15 protein-coding genes are annotated in these 15007 nt (G+C 69.5%); 4 read left to right on the top strand and 11 right to left on the bottom strand.

Translation table 11 applies throughout. The features are described 5' to 3' along the window. Nucleotides 1-46: 46 nt before the first annotated feature. From ACFKCF_RS12630 to ACFKCF_RS12605, 6 genes are all read right to left on the bottom strand, one after another. On the bottom strand, nt 47-742 hold the full coding sequence (locus ACFKCF_RS12630; protein ID WP_394493209.1) for an SRPBCC family protein: 696 nt from the start codon (nt 740-742) through the stop codon (nt 47-49). A 99-nt stretch (nt 743-841) separates the two neighbouring features. Next, the gene (locus ACFKCF_RS12625; RefSeq protein WP_394493208.1) at nt 842-1696 is read right to left on the bottom strand and encodes an FAD binding domain-containing protein; all 855 of its coding nucleotides are present in this window, start codon (nt 1694-1696) and stop codon (nt 842-844) included. Continuing rightward, nucleotides 1693-4092, bottom strand: coding sequence for a xanthine dehydrogenase family protein molybdopterin-binding subunit (locus ACFKCF_RS12620; RefSeq protein ID WP_394493206.1), 2400 nt, complete (start codon nt 4090-4092; stop codon nt 1693-1695). Before ACFKCF_RS12620 ends, ACFKCF_RS12625 begins: the two co-directional genes overlap by 4 nt. Further along, nucleotides 4089-4571 carry a (2Fe-2S)-binding protein gene (locus ACFKCF_RS12615; RefSeq protein WP_394493204.1) on the bottom strand — a complete coding sequence of 161 codons (483 nt, stop codon included), beginning with the start codon at nt 4569-4571 and terminating at the stop codon, nt 4089-4091. The genes ACFKCF_RS12620 and ACFKCF_RS12615 overlap by 4 nt, the downstream gene beginning before the upstream one ends. 71 nt (nt 4572-4642) lie before the next feature. After that, the gene (locus ACFKCF_RS12610) at nt 4643-4846 is read right to left on the bottom strand and encodes a hypothetical protein (protein ID WP_394493202.1); all 204 of its coding nucleotides are present in this window, start codon (nt 4844-4846) and stop codon (nt 4643-4645) included. Beyond that, the gene (locus ACFKCF_RS12605) at nt 4836-6452 is read right to left on the bottom strand and encodes a PspC domain-containing protein (protein WP_394493200.1); all 1617 of its coding nucleotides are present in this window, start codon (nt 6450-6452) and stop codon (nt 4836-4838) included. The genes ACFKCF_RS12610 and ACFKCF_RS12605 overlap by 11 nt, the downstream gene beginning before the upstream one ends. Nucleotides 6453-6565: 113 nt before the next feature. Between ACFKCF_RS12605 and ACFKCF_RS12600 the strand changes: the two genes are divergently transcribed. From ACFKCF_RS12600 to ACFKCF_RS12590, 3 genes are all read left to right on the top strand, one after another. Beyond that, complete coding sequence (locus ACFKCF_RS12600; protein ID WP_394493198.1) at nt 6566-7774, top strand: PspC domain-containing protein; 1209 nt, start codon at nt 6566-6568, stop codon at nt 7772-7774. Continuing rightward, a complete protein-coding gene (locus ACFKCF_RS12595) occupies nt 7771-8403 on the top strand; it encodes a response regulator transcription factor (RefSeq protein WP_185070757.1) in 633 nt (210 codons plus the stop codon). The genes ACFKCF_RS12600 and ACFKCF_RS12595 overlap by 4 nt, the downstream gene beginning before the upstream one ends. Before the next feature lie 560 nt (nt 8404-8963). Next, nucleotides 8964-9938 (top strand): L,D-transpeptidase, encoded by a 975-nt coding sequence (locus tag ACFKCF_RS12590; protein WP_394493197.1) that lies wholly within the window; start codon nt 8964-8966, stop codon nt 9936-9938. A 56-nt stretch (nt 9939-9994) separates the two neighbouring features. On the opposite strand, the gene pcrA is transcribed toward ACFKCF_RS12590, so the two are convergent. Then, nucleotides 9995-12217 carry a DNA helicase PcrA gene (gene pcrA / locus ACFKCF_RS12585; protein ID WP_394493393.1) on the bottom strand — a complete coding sequence of 741 codons (2223 nt, stop codon included), beginning with the start codon at nt 12215-12217 and terminating at the stop codon, nt 9995-9997. Nucleotides 12218-12342: 125 nt separating this feature from the next. Between pcrA and ACFKCF_RS12580 the strand changes: the two genes are divergently transcribed. Then, nucleotides 12343-13062, top strand: a complete 720-nt coding sequence (locus tag ACFKCF_RS12580; protein ID WP_394493195.1) for a PIG-L deacetylase family protein — start codon at nt 12343-12345, stop codon at nt 13060-13062. Between the two features lie 6 nt (nt 13063-13068). Here ACFKCF_RS12580 and ACFKCF_RS12575 read toward each other — a convergent pair whose 3' ends face one another. From ACFKCF_RS12575 to ACFKCF_RS12560, 4 genes are all read right to left on the bottom strand, one after another. Next, the gene (locus tag ACFKCF_RS12575; RefSeq protein WP_394493194.1) at nt 13069-13500 is read right to left on the bottom strand and encodes a PIN domain nuclease; all 432 of its coding nucleotides are present in this window, start codon (nt 13498-13500) and stop codon (nt 13069-13071) included. Beyond that, nucleotides 13494-13694 carry a type II toxin-antitoxin system VapB family antitoxin gene (locus ACFKCF_RS12570; protein ID WP_394493192.1) on the bottom strand — a complete coding sequence of 67 codons (201 nt, stop codon included), beginning with the start codon at nt 13692-13694 and terminating at the stop codon, nt 13494-13496. Before ACFKCF_RS12570 ends, ACFKCF_RS12575 begins: the two co-directional genes overlap by 7 nt. A 218-nt stretch (nt 13695-13912) precedes the next feature. After that, complete coding sequence (locus tag ACFKCF_RS12565; protein ID WP_394493190.1) at nt 13913-14596, bottom strand: CPBP family intramembrane glutamic endopeptidase; 684 nt, start codon at nt 14594-14596, stop codon at nt 13913-13915. Nucleotides 14597-14652: 56 nt separating this feature from the next. After that, nucleotides 14653-14910, bottom strand: a complete 258-nt coding sequence (locus tag ACFKCF_RS12560) for a WhiB family transcriptional regulator (protein WP_192790004.1) — start codon at nt 14908-14910, stop codon at nt 14653-14655. Nucleotides 14911-15007: the final 97 nt, after the last annotated feature.

The raw sequence follows: 15007 nt of genomic DNA, 5'->3' as shown, positions 1-15007 counted from the left end.
GTCCGGACTTGATGGAGTATTTGCTGAAAATCAGCCCTTCAGGCGGTCAGCGCCGCAGCCGGCGGATCACCCACACGATGACCAGCAGCGCCACGAGCGCGCCCGCGACCGGCGCCAGGCGCTTCAGCAGCGGCTGCCCAGCGATCTCCAGCAGGTCCAGCGCCTCCTCGTCGGGCGTGCGCGACGTGCGGGTCGTGCCCGCGGGCCGCGACTCCGGCTCGGCCGGCGTCGGCACCGCGGTCAGGTGCCGCTCCTCCTCCGAGCCCGGCGCGGGGGCGACGGGCTCCACCATGGGCTCGGACAGCAGCCCGGCCAGGTTGGCCGCGAACTTCTCGATGAGCTTGCCGCCGACCTCGGCCATCACGCCGCGCCCGAACTGGGCGGGCCGGCCGGTCACGTTGAACGACGTCTCCACGGTCACCTCCGTGGCCTCGTCGGCCGGCGTCAACCGCGCCTTGACCGTGGCCGAGGCTGTGCCGGAGCCCCGGGCCTCCTTGCCGGATGCCTGGATGGTGAGGGTGTAGGAGTCCTTGTCGACGTCCTCGAACCTGGCCGAGCCCTTGTAGGTCACCACGATCGGGCCGACCTTGACCTTCATCCTGCCGGTGAACTCGTCGCCCTCGTAGATGTCCAGCGTCGCCCCCGGCAGGCACGGCGCGACCCGCTCGACGTCGAGCAGCACCGCCCACGCCTGCTCGATCGGAACTGGAACAGTGAATTGGTGCTCGAACCGCATCGCCATCGATCCGCTCCTTTTCCCGCTGGTTGCGACACTACGTCGCGGTGGGGGCGCCCCGGAAGAGGCGCCCCCTCTGACTCAAACCGCAGCCTGGGCTGGTGGTCAGGGCGATCCGGCCGCGGTGCGTACCGCGCGGTGGGTCAGGACCCTGGCCAGGTGCCGCCGGTAGTCGGGCTGCCCGTGCAGGTCGGACGGCGGCGAGGTGCCGGCCGCCGCCTCCTCGCACGCCTGGCGCACCTGGTCGCCCAGCTCCACGCCCTCCAGCGCGGACTCGGCGGCGTGGGCGCGCAGCGGCGTCGAGCCCATGTTCGTCAGCCCGATCCTGGCCTCGGCGATCGACCCGTTGGAGCGCCTGACGGCGGCCGCCACGCCGACGATGGCCCACGCCTGGGCGGTCCGGTGGAACTTCTCGTAGTGGAAGCCCCAGCCCTCGCCCAGCTTCGGGAGCTTCACCCCGACCAGGATCTCGCCGGGACGCAGCGACGACTCCCAGTAGTCGACGAAGAACTCGGCGGCCGGGATCTCCCGTTCGCCCTCATCCGAACTGGCCACGAACACGCCGTCCAGCGCCAGCACCACGGCGGGCAGATCGCCCGCCGGGTCCGCGTGGGCCAGCGAGCCGCCGAACGTGCCGCGGTGCCTGATCGCCGGATCCGCCACCTGCGCGGTGGCCAGCGCGACCAGCGGGCAGCCGGCCCGCACGACGCCGGAGTGCAGGACCTCGTCGTGCGTGGTCATCGCGCCGATGAAGACGTGGTCGCCGCGGTCGTGCACGCCCTTCAGCTCGGGCAGCCGGCCGACGTCGACCAGCTTCGACGGGTACGCCATCCGCAGCCGCATCAGCGGCAGCAGCGACTGCCCGCCCGCCAGGACCTTGGCGTCCTCGTCGGAGGCGAGCTCCCGGCAGGCCTCCGCCAGCGAACCCGGGCGCGCGTAGTCGAACTGCGCGGGGATCATCGCCGAACTCCTTCCAGCACTCTCCAGACGCGTTCAGGCGTGCACGGCATCTGCACGTCGTGGATGCCGTGCGGGCGCAGGGCGTCCACGACGGCGTTCACGACGGCCGGGGTCGAGGCGATCGTGCCCGCCTCGCCCACGCCCTTGACGCCCAGCGGGTTGCTGGTCGCCGGGGACTCGGTCCGGTCGAGCTGGAACGCCGGCAGGTCCGCCGCCGACGGCAGCAGGTAGTCGGCCATCGTGGTGGTCAGCAGGTTGCCCTCGGCGTCGTAGACGGCCTCCTCGAACAGCGCCTGCGCGATGCCCTGCGCGATGCCGCCGTGCACCTGGCCCTCGACGATCAGCGGGTTGACGACCTTGCCGACGTCGTCGACCGCCACGTACGAGCGGATCTTCACCATGCCCGTCTCGGTGTCCACCTCCAGCGCGCACAGATGGGTGCCGTGCGGGAAGGAGTAGTTCTCCGGGTCGAACGTGGCGTCGGAGTCCAGCCGCGCCTCCACGCCCTCCGGCAGGTCGTGCGCCAGGAACGCGGCGAAGGCCAGCTCCTGGATGGTCTTCTGCGAGTCCGTGCCCCGCACCTTGAACGCCCCGGCCGCGTACTCCAGGTCGTCGGGCGAGCACTCCAGCACGTGCGCGGCGAGCTTGCGGGCCTTGTCCTTGACCTTCTCGCACGCCTTCAGCACGGCGATGCCGCCGACGACGAGCGAGCGCGAGCCGTAGGTGTCCATGCCCTTGTGCGCGATGGCCGTGTCGCCGTGCAGCACCGTGACGTCGTCGAACGGCACGCCGAGCGCGTCCGCCACGATCTGGCTCCACGACGTCACGTGACCCTGCCCGTGCGGCGAGGTGCCGGTGATGACCTCGACCTTGCCCGTGGGCAGCATGCGCACCGAGCCGTGCTCCCAGCCGCCCGCGCCGTAGTTGGCCTCGCCGAGCATCCTCGACGGGGCCAGGCCGCACATCTCCGTGTACGTGCTGACGCCGATGCCGAGCTGCACCGGATCGCCCCGGTCACGCCGGTCGGCCTGCTCCGCGCGCAGCTTGTCGTAGCCGAACAGCGCCAGCGCCTTCTCCGTGGCCGCCTCGTAGTTGCCCGAGTCGTACGTCAGGCCGGAAATGGTGGTGTAGGGGAACTCGTCGTGCTTGATCCAGTTGCGCCTGCGCACCTCCACCGGGTCCATCTTCAGCTCGGCGGCCAGCTCGTCCATCACCCGCTCGATGCCGAAGGTGGCCTCGGGCCGCCCCGCGCCCCGGTAGGCGTCCGTGGGCATCTTGGTGGTGAACACGCCCGTGCAGCCGAACTCGTACGCGTCCATCTTGTAGATCGCGTTGAACATCGACGCGCCGAGCAGCGGGATGCCCGGCGTGACCAGCATCAGGTACGCGCCCATGTCGGCCAGCAGGTCGACCTGCAGCCCGCGGATGCGCCCGTCGGCCTCGGCGGCCAGCCGGATGTGCTGGATCTGGTCGCGGCCGTGGTGCACGGTCAGGTTGCCCTCGGAACGGGACTCGGTCCACTTGACCGGCCTGCCGAGCTTGCGGGCGAGCAGCAGGCAGAGCACCTCCTCCGCGGTGACCTGCAGCTTCGATCCGAACCCGCCGCCCACGTCGGGGGCGATCACGCGGATCTTGTGCTCGGGGATCCCGGTCACCACGGCCAGCATGACCCGCAGGATGTGGGGGATTTGCGTGGCCGACCAGAGCGTGAACGCGTCGCCGTCGGTGTCGACCAGGACCGCCCGCGGCTCCATCGCGCTCGGGATGAGCCGCTGCTGGATGTAGGTCCGGTCGATGACGACGGGGGCGTCCCTGAACGCGGCCTCGATGTCACCGGAGTTGATCTTGATGCTGAACGCCTTGTTGCCCGCCTCGTGCACCTTCGGGCTGCCGTCCGTCAGCGCCTCGTTCATGTCGAGGACCGCGGGCAGCTGCTCGTACTCGACGTCGATGGCCTCCAGCGCGTCGGCGGCGCGGTAGCGGTCGGTCGCGATCACGCAGGCCACGGCCTCGCCGACGTACCTGACCTCGGACACCGCCATAGGGGGGTGGTCGGGGATGACGATGTCCTCGCTCACCGGCCACGCGCACGGCAGGCTGCCCTGCTCGGCGGCGAAGTCCTGGCCGCTGAAGGCCGCCACGACCCCGGGCAGCTCACGCGCTCCCGACACGTCGACCCTGGTGATCCGGGCGTGCGCCATCGGGCTGCGCAGGAACATCACCTGCAGCATGCCCGGGCGGGAGAGGTTGTCCGTCCACTGCGTGCGGCCCGTGAGCAGCCGCGCGTCCTCCTTGCGCCGGCGTGGCCTGCCCACCTCGGACGTGCCCGCCGGCTCGCTGATCTGATCGCTCTGCTCTATCTGCTCGGCGACCATGCCGGTGTCGATCTCGCTCATGGCGTCGTCACCGCCCGCCCCATCTCCTGCGCGCCCCGGCGTACGGCCTTGACGATGTTGCAGTAGCCGGTGCAGCGGCAGAGATTGCCCTCCAGGCCCTCCCTGATCGCCTCCTCCGACGGCTCTGGGTCCTCCCTGAGCAGGTCTATCGCGGCCATGACCATGCCGGGCGTGCAGTAACCGCACTGCAGCGCGTGTTCTTCGTGGAAGGCCCGCTGCATCGGGTGCATCGACCCGTTGACGCCCAGGCCCTCGATCGTCAGGACCTCGCAGCCGTCGGCCTGCACGGCGAGCAGGGAGCAGCTCTTGACGCTCTTGCCGTCGAGCATGACCGTGCAGGCGCCGCAGTTGCTGGTGTCACACCCGATGGGGGTGCCGGTCTTGCCCAGCCGCTCTCGTAGCAGATGTACGAGCAGGAGCCGCGGCTCCACGTCCTCCTCGTACTTGATCCCGTCGACGGTGACGGTGATTCGGGGCATACGTCCTCCCTCAGGAGCAGGGGATTGGCGGACACACCCGAACCTACGCCGGTGTTTTTCCCGGTCAAGGGTTACTTACCGCGAATCACCCTGGCGATGATCGCCACCAGCCCCGCGAACGCCAATCCCAGCACCAATACCCCGATCAGGACCAGCGGATCCGTGATCGCGCGTGTCACTATGAGAATGCCCAGAACCACGAAGAGCACACCGCTGAGCAGCGCCATCCAGTCGGTGCGATGCAAGCGTCGCGGTCGTTCGACGTCACGCGGCACGCCGCACCTCCATGTCGCCGAGCCCGCCCCGCAGATTGAGGACGATGGTCGAGACCTTGCCGTCGGGCTCGACCTCGGGCTCCAGCACCTTGTCATACCGCACGTCCACGCCGCCCCTGACCGAATGGTCCAGCTTGACGTCGCCGACCTTGTTGGTGGCGTGCACCTCGATCCTGGCCGTCGGCGGCACGATCACCATCAGCTCGCCCATCGTCACCGCGGCGTTGAACGTCACCTTGGTGCCCGGCTCCAGCTTCAGCTCCGACAGGTCCAGCCGCCCGTCACCGACGCCGACGTCGTACAGCATGCTCGACTGGGTCACGCTGGTCGGCGTCCAGTCCGACTCGCCGATGTTGCGCGGGATGCCCCCGAGCACGAAGCCCAGGGCCACGATGACCGTCACGAGCGTCCCCGCGGCCACCAGTCCGGCCCCGCGTCCCCACCAGGCGGCGATCAGCAGCCCGGCGCCGATCGTGATGAGCACGGCGCCGCCGACGATGGTCGGGCTCACTCCGGCGGCCGACCTGGCTTGGACCGCCACGACGATCCCTCCAATGATGATTGCCAGCAGGATGGTGATGGCGCCGATGAACGACCTCGGGCGCGGCTTCCGCTCCTTCTTGGGGACCGGGCGGCCGTACATGACGGGGTCGTACGGCGAGTAGCCTGCTGCCCGCTTGGCCGGGTCGAGCGGCTGGTAGGGGCCCTTCGGCGCGAACGGCTCGCCATAGGGGGTGTAGTCGAGGCGGGTTCGGGGCTGCGACTGGTAGGAGGGGACCCGGTGCTCGGCGGTGACCTTGGTGTCCTCACCGGCGGGCGGGGCGGCCTCGTGCACGCGGGTCGTCGGCTCCGGCTCGGGGGCGGCGGCCTCCTGAACCGGCTCGCGTTCGGAAGGCTCCTTGACCGGGGCGGCGACCTCCTCGACCGGCTCCGGGGCGGCGGCGTCCTGGACCGGGGCGGGCTCCTTGAACGGGGCGGGCTCCTTGATCGGCTCCGGGGCGGCGGGCTCCTTGACCGGCGGTGGCCCCGCGGAGGGCACGGGCGTCACCGGCGATGCTTCCGGGAAGGGTATGGGCCTGACCGGCGGGGCTTCGGGAGCCGCGGTCGTGGGCCTGACCGGCGGGGCTTCGGGAGCCGCGGTCGTGTGCCTCTGCCTCCTGCTCAGCCGTTCGGGCATCGAGCGGGCCAGCCCCCGCAGATCCACCCCGCTGGAATGGGCGGCGAGCAGCGAGACGGCGAGCAGCACGCCCACCACCAGAGTGCTGGCGTCGAGCCACACGGTCGCCAGGTTGAGCGCCAGCCCGAACGCCAGCACCGCCGTCAGCAGCACCATCACGGTTTCGGCGTCGAAGTCGCGGCGCGTCCACTGTTCGATGATCCCCGGCTTGCCGTTCGGCTCCTTCATCAGCAGGAACGCCGCGAGATAGAGGAACAGGCCGATGCCGGAGCCGAGCAGAAGCAGGGCGAAACCCACGCGGAACACCACGGGGTCGATGCCGGTGTGCCGCCCAAGACCGGAACAGACCCCCATGAGGAAGCGTCCCTCGCTGCTGCGTCGCAGCGACCGGGGCGGCGCGGCCGGTTCTTTGGGCGGAGCTTCTGTCATGTCACCATCGTGGACCTACGCGTGGTGTGCTCGCATCCGGGACACCCCTGACCCGACCCGGGGGTTGTTCCCTGATGCCCCAAGTGCCCCCGACATGTGACTATGGCGATGTTATGGCTGACCAGAAGACTCTCGCCGAGCCGACCGGCGACGCACCTTATCGGCGCCTGATTCGCCCCATGGAGGGCCGCCTCCTCGGCGGTGTCGCCCAGGGCCTCGCGGCGCAGCTCTCGCTTGATCCCGTGGTGGTCAGGCTGATGTTCGTGCTGCTCAGCGTGGTCGACGGGGTCGGCATGGTGGCGTACGCCGTGTTGTGGATGGTCACGCCCCGGCAACCGTACGAGGGGCAGCCGCCGCAGCGGGACTGGAGCCAGCTGGCCGCGTTCAGCGCGATCGGGGTGGCGCTGTTCGCGTTCGGCTGGCTCACGGGGGCGTCCCAGGGCGGGATCGGCATGCTGCCGTTCGCCGTGGGCGGGATCGGGGCGCTGATCCTCTGGCAGCAGGCCGACCCGGAACGCCGCAAGAGCTGGGTCCAGGGCGCCACCACGAGCATCAGGAAGAACCGGGTTCGCACCCTGCTCGGCGTGACGCTCGTGGTGATCGGCGCGGCGGGCTTCCTGTACGCCGAAGGCCAGCTGGCTCAGGCCAGGCCCGGACTCCTGTTCACCGTCGTGGTGGTCGGCGGCCTGGCCGTCATCGCCGCGCCCTGGCTCGCCGGCCTGTGGAAAGAGCTGCAGCTGGAGCGGCGCGAGCGCATCAGGCAGGAAGAACGCGCCGAGGTGGCCGCCATGGTGCACGACTCGGTGCTGCACACGCTCACGCTCATCCAGCGCGTCGCCCACGATCCGCGCGAGGTCACCCGGCTGGCCCGTGCCCAGGAGCGCGACCTGCGCAACTGGCTCTACCAGCCCGCCCAGGACGCCGACGCCACCGTGGCGGCCGCCGTACGCAGGATCGCGGCGGAGGAGGAGGACGCCCACGGGGTGCCCATCGAGGTCGTCTGCGTCGGCGACATCGCCCTCGACCCGGCGGGTAGGCTGGCCGCCCAGCTCAAGGCGGCCCGGCAGGCGATGGTCAACGCGGCCAAATACTCTGAGAGTCCATCCATTTCCGTTTATGCCGAAGTAGAGGGTGAAGAGGTCACGATTTTCGTGAAGGATCGTGGCAAGGGGTTCGACCTCGATGCGGTGCCACTCGACCGGATGGGCATCAGGGAGTCCATCATCGGGAGAATGGAACGCCACGGAGGCACGGCCAGGGTGCGCGCCTCCGTCGGTGAGGGCACGGAAGTGATGTTGACCATGAAGGTGGAGAAGGCATGACGCGCGTGTTGATCGTCGACGATCACCGGCTCTTCCGCTCCGGCGTGCGCGCCGAGCTCGGCGACTCGATCGAGGTGGTGGGCGAGGCCGAGGACGTGGAGACGGCCGTCAAGGCGATCGCCGAGCACCAGCCCGACGTGGTCCTGCTGGACGTGCACATGCCGGGCGGCGGGGGCCAGGAGGTGCTGCGCCGGGTCCTGGGCGCCGGCTCCCAGGTGCGTTTCCTCGCCCTGTCGGTCTCCGACGCCGCCGAGGACGTCATCGGCGTGATCCGGGGCGGGGCGCGGGGCTACGTGACCAAGAACATCAGCGGCAAGGAGCTCACGGACGCCATCCGCCGGGTGGCGGAGGGGGACGCGGTCTTCTCGCCGCGGCTGGCCGGGTTCGTCCTGGACGCCTTCGCCTCGTCGGAGGCGCCGTCCATCGATCCCGAGCTGGACTCCCTGACGCAGCGCGAGCGCGAGGTGCTGCGCTTGATCGCGCGGGGGTACGCGTACAAGGAGATCGCCAAGGAGCTCTTCATCTCCGTCAAGACCGTGGAAACCCACGTCTCCTCGGTCCTGCGCAAGCTCCAGCTCTCCAACCGCCACGAACTCTCCCGCTGGGCCACCGCCCGCCGCCTCGTCTAACCCCCACTCCCTCCCCCTCACCGCAGCCGCCCCTCACGGCGGTCGTCCCTGACGGCGGTCGGCCCCAACCACGGTCGCCCATCACCTCCTTCCCCCTCATCACGGGCATCCGTCACTGCGGCTGGCACCTCAACCCGCCGCCACCTCACTGCGTCCTGCCCCTCACTCCCGCCGCAGTGGCGCGCCCGCCGCGTCCAGCCTCACTGGCACGGACGCGCCCTGCAACGCCGTCGTGCACCGCAGCTCCCTGCGCCCTCCAACGCCGTCGTGCACCGCAGCGCCCGCCGATGCACCGCGCATCGCCCACCGCCGTGCCGCGCTGCCCGCGCCGTCCCGTGCACCCCGCTTCTCCCACCGCGTGCCCCCGTCCTCCTGCGCCCCCGTAATCGCGGCACCCAGCACCCAGCGATGCCGAGGGGCGTGGGTTCCCCGTGGGGCGGGGGTTCATCCGTGCCGGGTTTGGAACGTTACGGGATAGTTATCGTGGGTGTGCCCACAAAACTCACGCCTCAGTTGTCACACATAAAGGAGAAAAAGCACATATCCCAGGAGTAGCCCCCTTGAATCGCGTCCCCCGGATGCTGCCGGCCGTTGTCGCATTGGTCGCCGTGACGGCCTGTGCGGCGGAGAGCGTCCACGTTCCCCAAGTGCAGCAAGCCTCGGTGGTCCGGGCCGCCGGTGCGGCGAGCGTCACGACCCCGGTGAAGGTCACGGCCCCGGAAAAGAAGGTCAGGCTCGATATAGCTGACATCACCCCGATGGGGGAGAAGTCGGAGAAGGTAGGCGTCGGCTTCCCGATCATCGTCACGTTCGACCGCGACGTGAAGGACCGGGCGGCCGTGGAGGCGCTGCTGGAGGTGGAGGCGGAGAAGCCGGTCGACGGCGCCTGGCGCTGGGTGTCGGCGCGTAAGGTCATCTACCGGACGAAGACGTACTGGAAGCCGCACCAGAAGGTCCTCTTCACCGCCCGCCTGTCGCAGCTCCCCGGCAACAAGGGTGCCAAGGACGTCTCGCGCCGCTTCGCCGTCGGCACGTCGCAGATCTCCGTGGTCAACACCCGTACCCACCAGATGAAGGTCTACCGCGACGGCAAGCTCGCCAAGAAGATCCCGATCAGCGCAGGCAGGGGCGGGCTGATCAGGAACGGCGTGGACGTCTACCTCACCACGAGCGGTGTTCACCTCACCATGGGCAAGAAGGCCGTCGAGACCATGACCTCCTCCTGGATGGGCGTGACGGATCCCAAGGATCCGCGCTACTACAAGGAGGAGATCCCGTGGGCGGTCCGCATCTCCGACAGCGGTGAGTACGTCCACCAGAGCGCCGGCTACTACCAGTTCCTCGGTCGCTCGAACCAGAGCCACGGCTGCGTGCGGGCCACCCCCGCCGGAGCCAAGTGGTTCTACGGCATCGCCCAGCGCGGCGACGTCGTCAAGATCACCGGTACGAAGCGCAAGCTGCAGTGGAACAACGGCTGGAGCTACTGGCAGCTGAACTGGACCCAGTGGAAGAAGGGCAGCGCCCTGAAGGGCTGACCCCGTAGGACATCAGGGCCGCCCTCCCCAGATCGGGGAGGGCGGCCCAGCGGCCGTCAGAGCTTGTCGATGGGCGCGTAGGCCAGCAGCAGCGTCTTCTCCCCGCCGCTGCCGAAGTCGATCTTGACCTTGGTCTTCTCCGCCACGCCGTCCACGGACACCACCGTGCCCAGCCCGAACGCGTCATGCGTCACCCGGTCGCCGGGCGCCAGCGAAGGCACCTTCCGCCCGCCGCTCTTGGCGGGCGCCGGGCGGGCGGCGGGCTCCTTGCGGGTGGCCGCGCTCCAGGCGGACTTCTCCGGATCCGTACGCCAGTCGATGAGCTGCCCCGGCACCTCGTTCACGAACCGCGAGGCCGGGTTGAACGACGGCGCCCCCCAGGAGCTGCGCACGGCCGCCCGCGTGATGTAGAGCCGCTGCTGCGCCCTGGTGATCCCCACGTACGCCAGCCGCCGCTCCTCCTCCAGCTCCTTGGGCTCCCCGAGCGAGCGGATGTGCGGGAACACCCCGTCCTCCATGGCCGTCAGGAAGACGACCGGGAACTCCAAGCCCTTGGCCGTGTGCAGGGTCATCAGCGTGACGACCCCCTGCCCGCCGTCGGCGTCGGGGATCTGGTCGGCGTCGGCCACGAGCGACACCTGCTCCAGGAACTCCACCAGCGTCCCCTCCGGGTTGGCCTCCTCGAACTCGGAGGCGACGGAGATGAGCTCGTTGAGGTTTTCCAGGCGCGACTCGTCCTGCGGGTCCTCCGACGCCTCCAGCTCGGCGCGGTAGCCGGTGGCCACCAGCACCTCCTCGGCCAGCGCCGACGGCGGCATGCCCGCGGCCTTGCCGATCAGCTCCTCGAGCATCGCGACGAACTCGCGCACGGCGTTGAGCGAGCGCGTGGCCATCCCGTACGCCTCGTCGGCCCTGCGCAGCGCGTCCCAGAACGAGATGCGCTCGCGCGACGACAGCGCCTCGACCATCGCCTCGGCGCGGTCGCCGATGCCGCGCTTGGGCACGTTGAGGATGCGGCGCAGCGACACCACGTCGGCCGGGTTGGCCAGCACCCGCAGGTAGGCCAGCAGGTCCTTGACCTCCTTGCGCTCGTAGAAGCGCACGCCCCCGACCACCTTGTACGGCAGCCCGGTGCGGATGAAGATCTCCTCGAACACGCGGGAGGCCGCGTTGGTCCGGTAGAAGACGGCCACCTCGCCCGGCTTGACGTCTTCCTCGTCGCTGAGCCGGTCGACCTCCTGGGCCACGAACATGGCCTCGTCGTGCTCGTTGTCGGCGACATATCCGATGATCTTGGGTCCGTCGCCCTGGTCGGACCAGAGGTTCTTGGGCTTGCGCGACTCGTTGCGCGCGATGACCGCGTTGGCGGCGGCCAGGATGTTCTGGGTGGAGCGGTAGTTCTGCTCCAGCAGGATGGTGCGGGCGTCGGGGTAGTCGCGCTCGAACTCCAGGATGTTGCGGATCGTGGCGCCGCGGAAGGCGTAGATGGACTGGTCGGCGTCGCCCACCACGCACAGCTCGGACATGTCGGCGCCCGACCGCACCAGCTCGCCGTCGGTCGTGCGCAGCTCGGGGTGCCCGACCAGCTCCCTGATCAGGATGTATTGGGCGTGGTTGGTGTCCTGGTATTCGTCGACCAGCACGTGCCTGAACCGCATCCGGTAGTGCTCGGCCACCTCGGGGAAGAGCTGGAACAACGTCACCGTGTTCATGATGATGTCGTCGAAGTCCATCGCGCCGGCCTCGGTCAGCTTGAGCTGATAGGCCTTGTACGCCTGCGCCAGCGTCTTCTCCAGGTGCGAGCCCGCCCGGTCGAGCGCGGTCTCGTAGTCGATCAGCTCGTTCTTGAAGTTGCTGACCTGGGCCGAGAACGAGCGCGGCGGGTAACGCTTGGGATCGAGCTCCATCTCCCTGCAGACCATGGCCATGAGCCGCTGGGAGTCGGCCTGGTCGTAGATCGAGAAGCTCGACGGGAACCCCAGCCGCTTGGCCTCCCGCCGCAGGATGCGCATGCAGGCGCTGTGGAACGTCATCACCCACATCGCCCTGGACCGCGGGCCGACCAGCTTGTCGATGCGCTCCTTCATCTCGCGGGCGGCCTTGTTGGTGAAGGTGATCGCCAGGATCTCGCCCGGGTGCACCTCACGCTCGGCCAGCAGGTACGCGATGCGATGCGTGAGCACCCGCGTCTTCCCGGAGCCCGCCCCCGCCACGATGAGCAGCGGACTGCCATGATGGATCACGGCCTCGCGCTGCTGAGGGTTGAGGCCGTCGAGCAGAGGGTGGTCAACAGAGACTTGGGTCGGCACCTGTCTAGGTTAAGACGCCCCACCGACATTCGGCGCCCGGAATGCCTTCGGCAGGGCGCCGGTTGTCTTTTCGTAGAACATCAGAAAGGGGAGCCATGCTGCCGGAAGCCGAGATCAACCGGGTCCTCGTGGTTACCGCCCACCCAGACGACGTCGACTTCGGCGCGGCGGGGAGCGTGGCACTGTTCGTCGACAAGGGCGTCGAGGTCACGTACCTGCTGGTCACGGATGGCGACGCGGGCGGCAACGAACGTACTTTGGACAATTCCGGCATGGCCGAGCTGCGCAGGACCGAGCAGCGCACCGCCGCCAAGGCGGTCGGCGTCACCGACGTGCGCTTCCTCGGCCACAAGGACGGGCTCGTGGTGCCCTCGATCGAGCTGCGGCGCGACATCTCCCGCGTGATCCGCCAGGTCAGGCCGGACCTGGTCATCACCCACCACCCCGACCGCAACTACAACAACGTCGCCCCCAGCCACCCCGACCACCGCGCGGTGGGCGGCTCCGCCCTGGACGCCGTCTACCCGGACGCCCGCAACCCCTACGCCTTCCCCGAACTGCTGCGGGACGAGGGCCTGGAGGCGTGGACCGTGCGCGAGGTGTGGCTGACGGGCGGCTCGACCCCCAACCACTGGGTGGACGTCACCGAGGCCATGGACCGCAAGCTCGCGGCCTTGCAGTCACATGTGAGCCAGGTCGCTCACGTGGAAGGCTTCATCGACTTCGTCAAGACCCGCTTCGCCGCCTGGGCCGACCAGGCCGGCTTCCCCTCGGGCCACTACGCGGAGGCCTTCCAGGTCGTCCCGACGGGCTGACCCTTCCTAGGGCACGGATCCCGGGGACACGACCCAGAGCGAGGGTTGGCCGGTGACCTCGGAGATGATGTCGAAGTCCCGGTCGTAATGCAGGATCGTCGCCCCGTGCACCTCGGCACAGGCGGCGATCAGCAGATCGCTCGGTCCGACGGCTCGGTGGTGCGATTTGCGCGCGAGGATCGCCTGGACGTCCAGCGCCCGGGCGGCCGCCTCCTTCTCGTGGATCGACAGGAGGCGGAAGCCCTCGCGCAGGTAGTGGGCGTCGCGCTCGTAGCCCGCCGGGTCACGCGCGCTGAAGAGGACCTCGAGTTGCGTGACCTCGCAGATGGCCAGCATCTTGTCGAGCATGAGCGGCTCGAGTGCGCGGTGGACCGCCGGGTGCGGCATGCGCGCCAGCGCGCTCTTGTCGATGAGATAGACCACGCCGGTGGCTACCACGCATGCTTCATGATCTCCGGATCCAGAAGATCGGAATTGTCCCGGGTGCGCCAGTATTCGAACGCTTCGCGACGCTTTGCCCTTTCGGCGATCTCCTCCAGGGCCGCGTTGACCGTCTCCTTCATGGTCGAAGTCCCCAACTCGTGCTGGGCGACTTCCAGTAGATCCTTGTCGATGTCGATTACCGTACGCATGCAACACCACCTCCGTGCCTCCATCGTATATCAGAACTCGTGATCTTGATATACGCCTTTCCCGGCATTGCGCGGTCTCGGGAAGTACGCGCTGGAGACGTTAAAGCACGCGTTTGGAACGCTCCAGTTCAAGGGGAGGATCTTCCTCAGGCGAGGCGAGAATCCTCCTCCCCGGCTGATCAAAGCTCCACCGGAGTGCCGGAAATGCTCACGTTCCGTCACTTTCGTTTGGCGGCGAGGCGGGCGAAGAGGTAGCCGAGGGAATTGGTGGCCAGGTGCAGCATGGCCGGGGTCAGGAGGCCGCCGCGGCGCCGGAGCTCGCAGAACAGCACCCCGGCCGCCGCCGTGGACACCACGCTCCCCGCCACCACCCGCGCCGTGTCCAGGCCGGCCGGGGAGTCGGCCGACGTCAGGGCGCCGAGGGCGGGGTTGGCGTGGGCCATGTCGATGGCCGGGAGGATGTGCCAGAGGCCGAACAGGGACGACGAGATCGCCGTGGCGGCCACCGTGCCGTGATCCTTGCGCAGCATCGCGTACAGGGCGCCCCGGAAACCCACCTCCTCCAGCAGGACCGTGCCCAGCGGGACCTGGAGCAGGGCCTCCTCCAGGACGCGGGCGCGCGAGAGCGACAGGGCGCGCTCGTCCTGGAAGAGCCGCCTGGTGCGGGGATTGGCGATGCCGACGGCGTAGACGGCCGCCACCGCAGCCGCCAGCGCGCCTCCCGCCACGGCGCCGCGCCGGCCGTGCTCGAACCCGAGCTCTTTCCACGACAGGCCGGACCGGCGGGCCGTCGCCACCAGGGCGGCGGTCGCGGCGGCCGAGGTCAGGGGGGCCAGGCGGGGGGCCACCTTGTTGTTGAGGACGTTGGCTGCGGCGAGGATCGCGATCGAGCGGAGCAACACCCTTGCCAGGCTACGTCGCTCACCCTCTTTTCACCCGCGCCGCCGGTCGATCGGCGTCAGGAGGCGGCCGGGCGGCGCCAGCCCGTGGGGAAGCGACTGCGGCGGCGCTCCTCCGGGGTGAGGCCGCCCCAGATGCCCTCCGACTCGCCGGAGCGTAACGCGTACGCGCGGCACTCCTCGATGACCTGGCAGCGCGCGCAGACCGCCTTGGCGCGGGCCTCCTGCAAGGGCGTGGGGGCGAGGGGGAAGAAGAGGTCAGGGTCGCTGGATCTGCACGCACCCCGTCGCAGCCAGCCGATCTCCTCCAATGGCATGGGTCAACGGTAGAGCGTGGGCATGATCGGATACATCATCCTCTGGGTTGACCCGCGCGTACATCCTGGAGTCCGATCCGCGCTTCCCGTGTACGCC

Source organism: Nonomuraea sp. JJY05, from assembly GCF_043496855.1.
Classification (GTDB): domain Bacteria; phylum Actinomycetota; class Actinomycetes; order Streptosporangiales; family Streptosporangiaceae; genus Nonomuraea.
This window is presented reverse-complemented; position numbering and strand designations above follow the sequence as displayed.

Excerpts from the sequence above, each read along its gene's own strand:
- ACFKCF_RS12630 (WP_394493209.1), bottom strand. The coding sequence starts at position 742 with ATGGCGATGCGGTTCGAGCACCAATTCACTGTTCCAGTTCCGATCGAG.
- ACFKCF_RS12625 (WP_394493208.1), bottom strand. The coding sequence starts at position 1,696 with ATGATCCCCGCGCAGTTCGACTACGCGCGCCCGGGTTCGCTGGCGGAG.
- ACFKCF_RS12620 (WP_394493206.1), bottom strand. The coding sequence starts at position 4,092 with ATGAGCGAGATCGACACCGGCATGGTCGCCGAGCAGATAGAGCAGAGC.
- ACFKCF_RS12615 (WP_394493204.1), bottom strand. The coding sequence starts at position 4,571 with ATGCCCCGAATCACCGTCACCGTCGACGGGATCAAGTACGAGGAGGAC.
- ACFKCF_RS12605 (WP_394493200.1), bottom strand. The coding sequence starts at position 6,452 with ATGACAGAAGCTCCGCCCAAAGAACCGGCCGCGCCGCCCCGGTCGCTG.
- ACFKCF_RS12600 (WP_394493198.1), top strand. The coding sequence starts at position 6,566 with ATGGCTGACCAGAAGACTCTCGCCGAGCCGACCGGCGACGCACCTTAT.
- ACFKCF_RS12595 (WP_185070757.1), top strand. The coding sequence starts at position 7,771 with ATGACGCGCGTGTTGATCGTCGACGATCACCGGCTCTTCCGCTCCGGC.
- ACFKCF_RS12580 (WP_394493195.1), top strand. The coding sequence starts at position 12,343 with ATGCTGCCGGAAGCCGAGATCAACCGGGTCCTCGTGGTTACCGCCCAC.
- ACFKCF_RS12570 (WP_394493192.1), bottom strand. The coding sequence starts at position 13,694 with ATGCGTACGGTAATCGACATCGACAAGGATCTACTGGAAGTCGCCCAG.
- ACFKCF_RS12560 (WP_192790004.1), bottom strand. The coding sequence starts at position 14,910 with ATGCCATTGGAGGAGATCGGCTGGCTGCGACGGGGTGCGTGCAGATCC.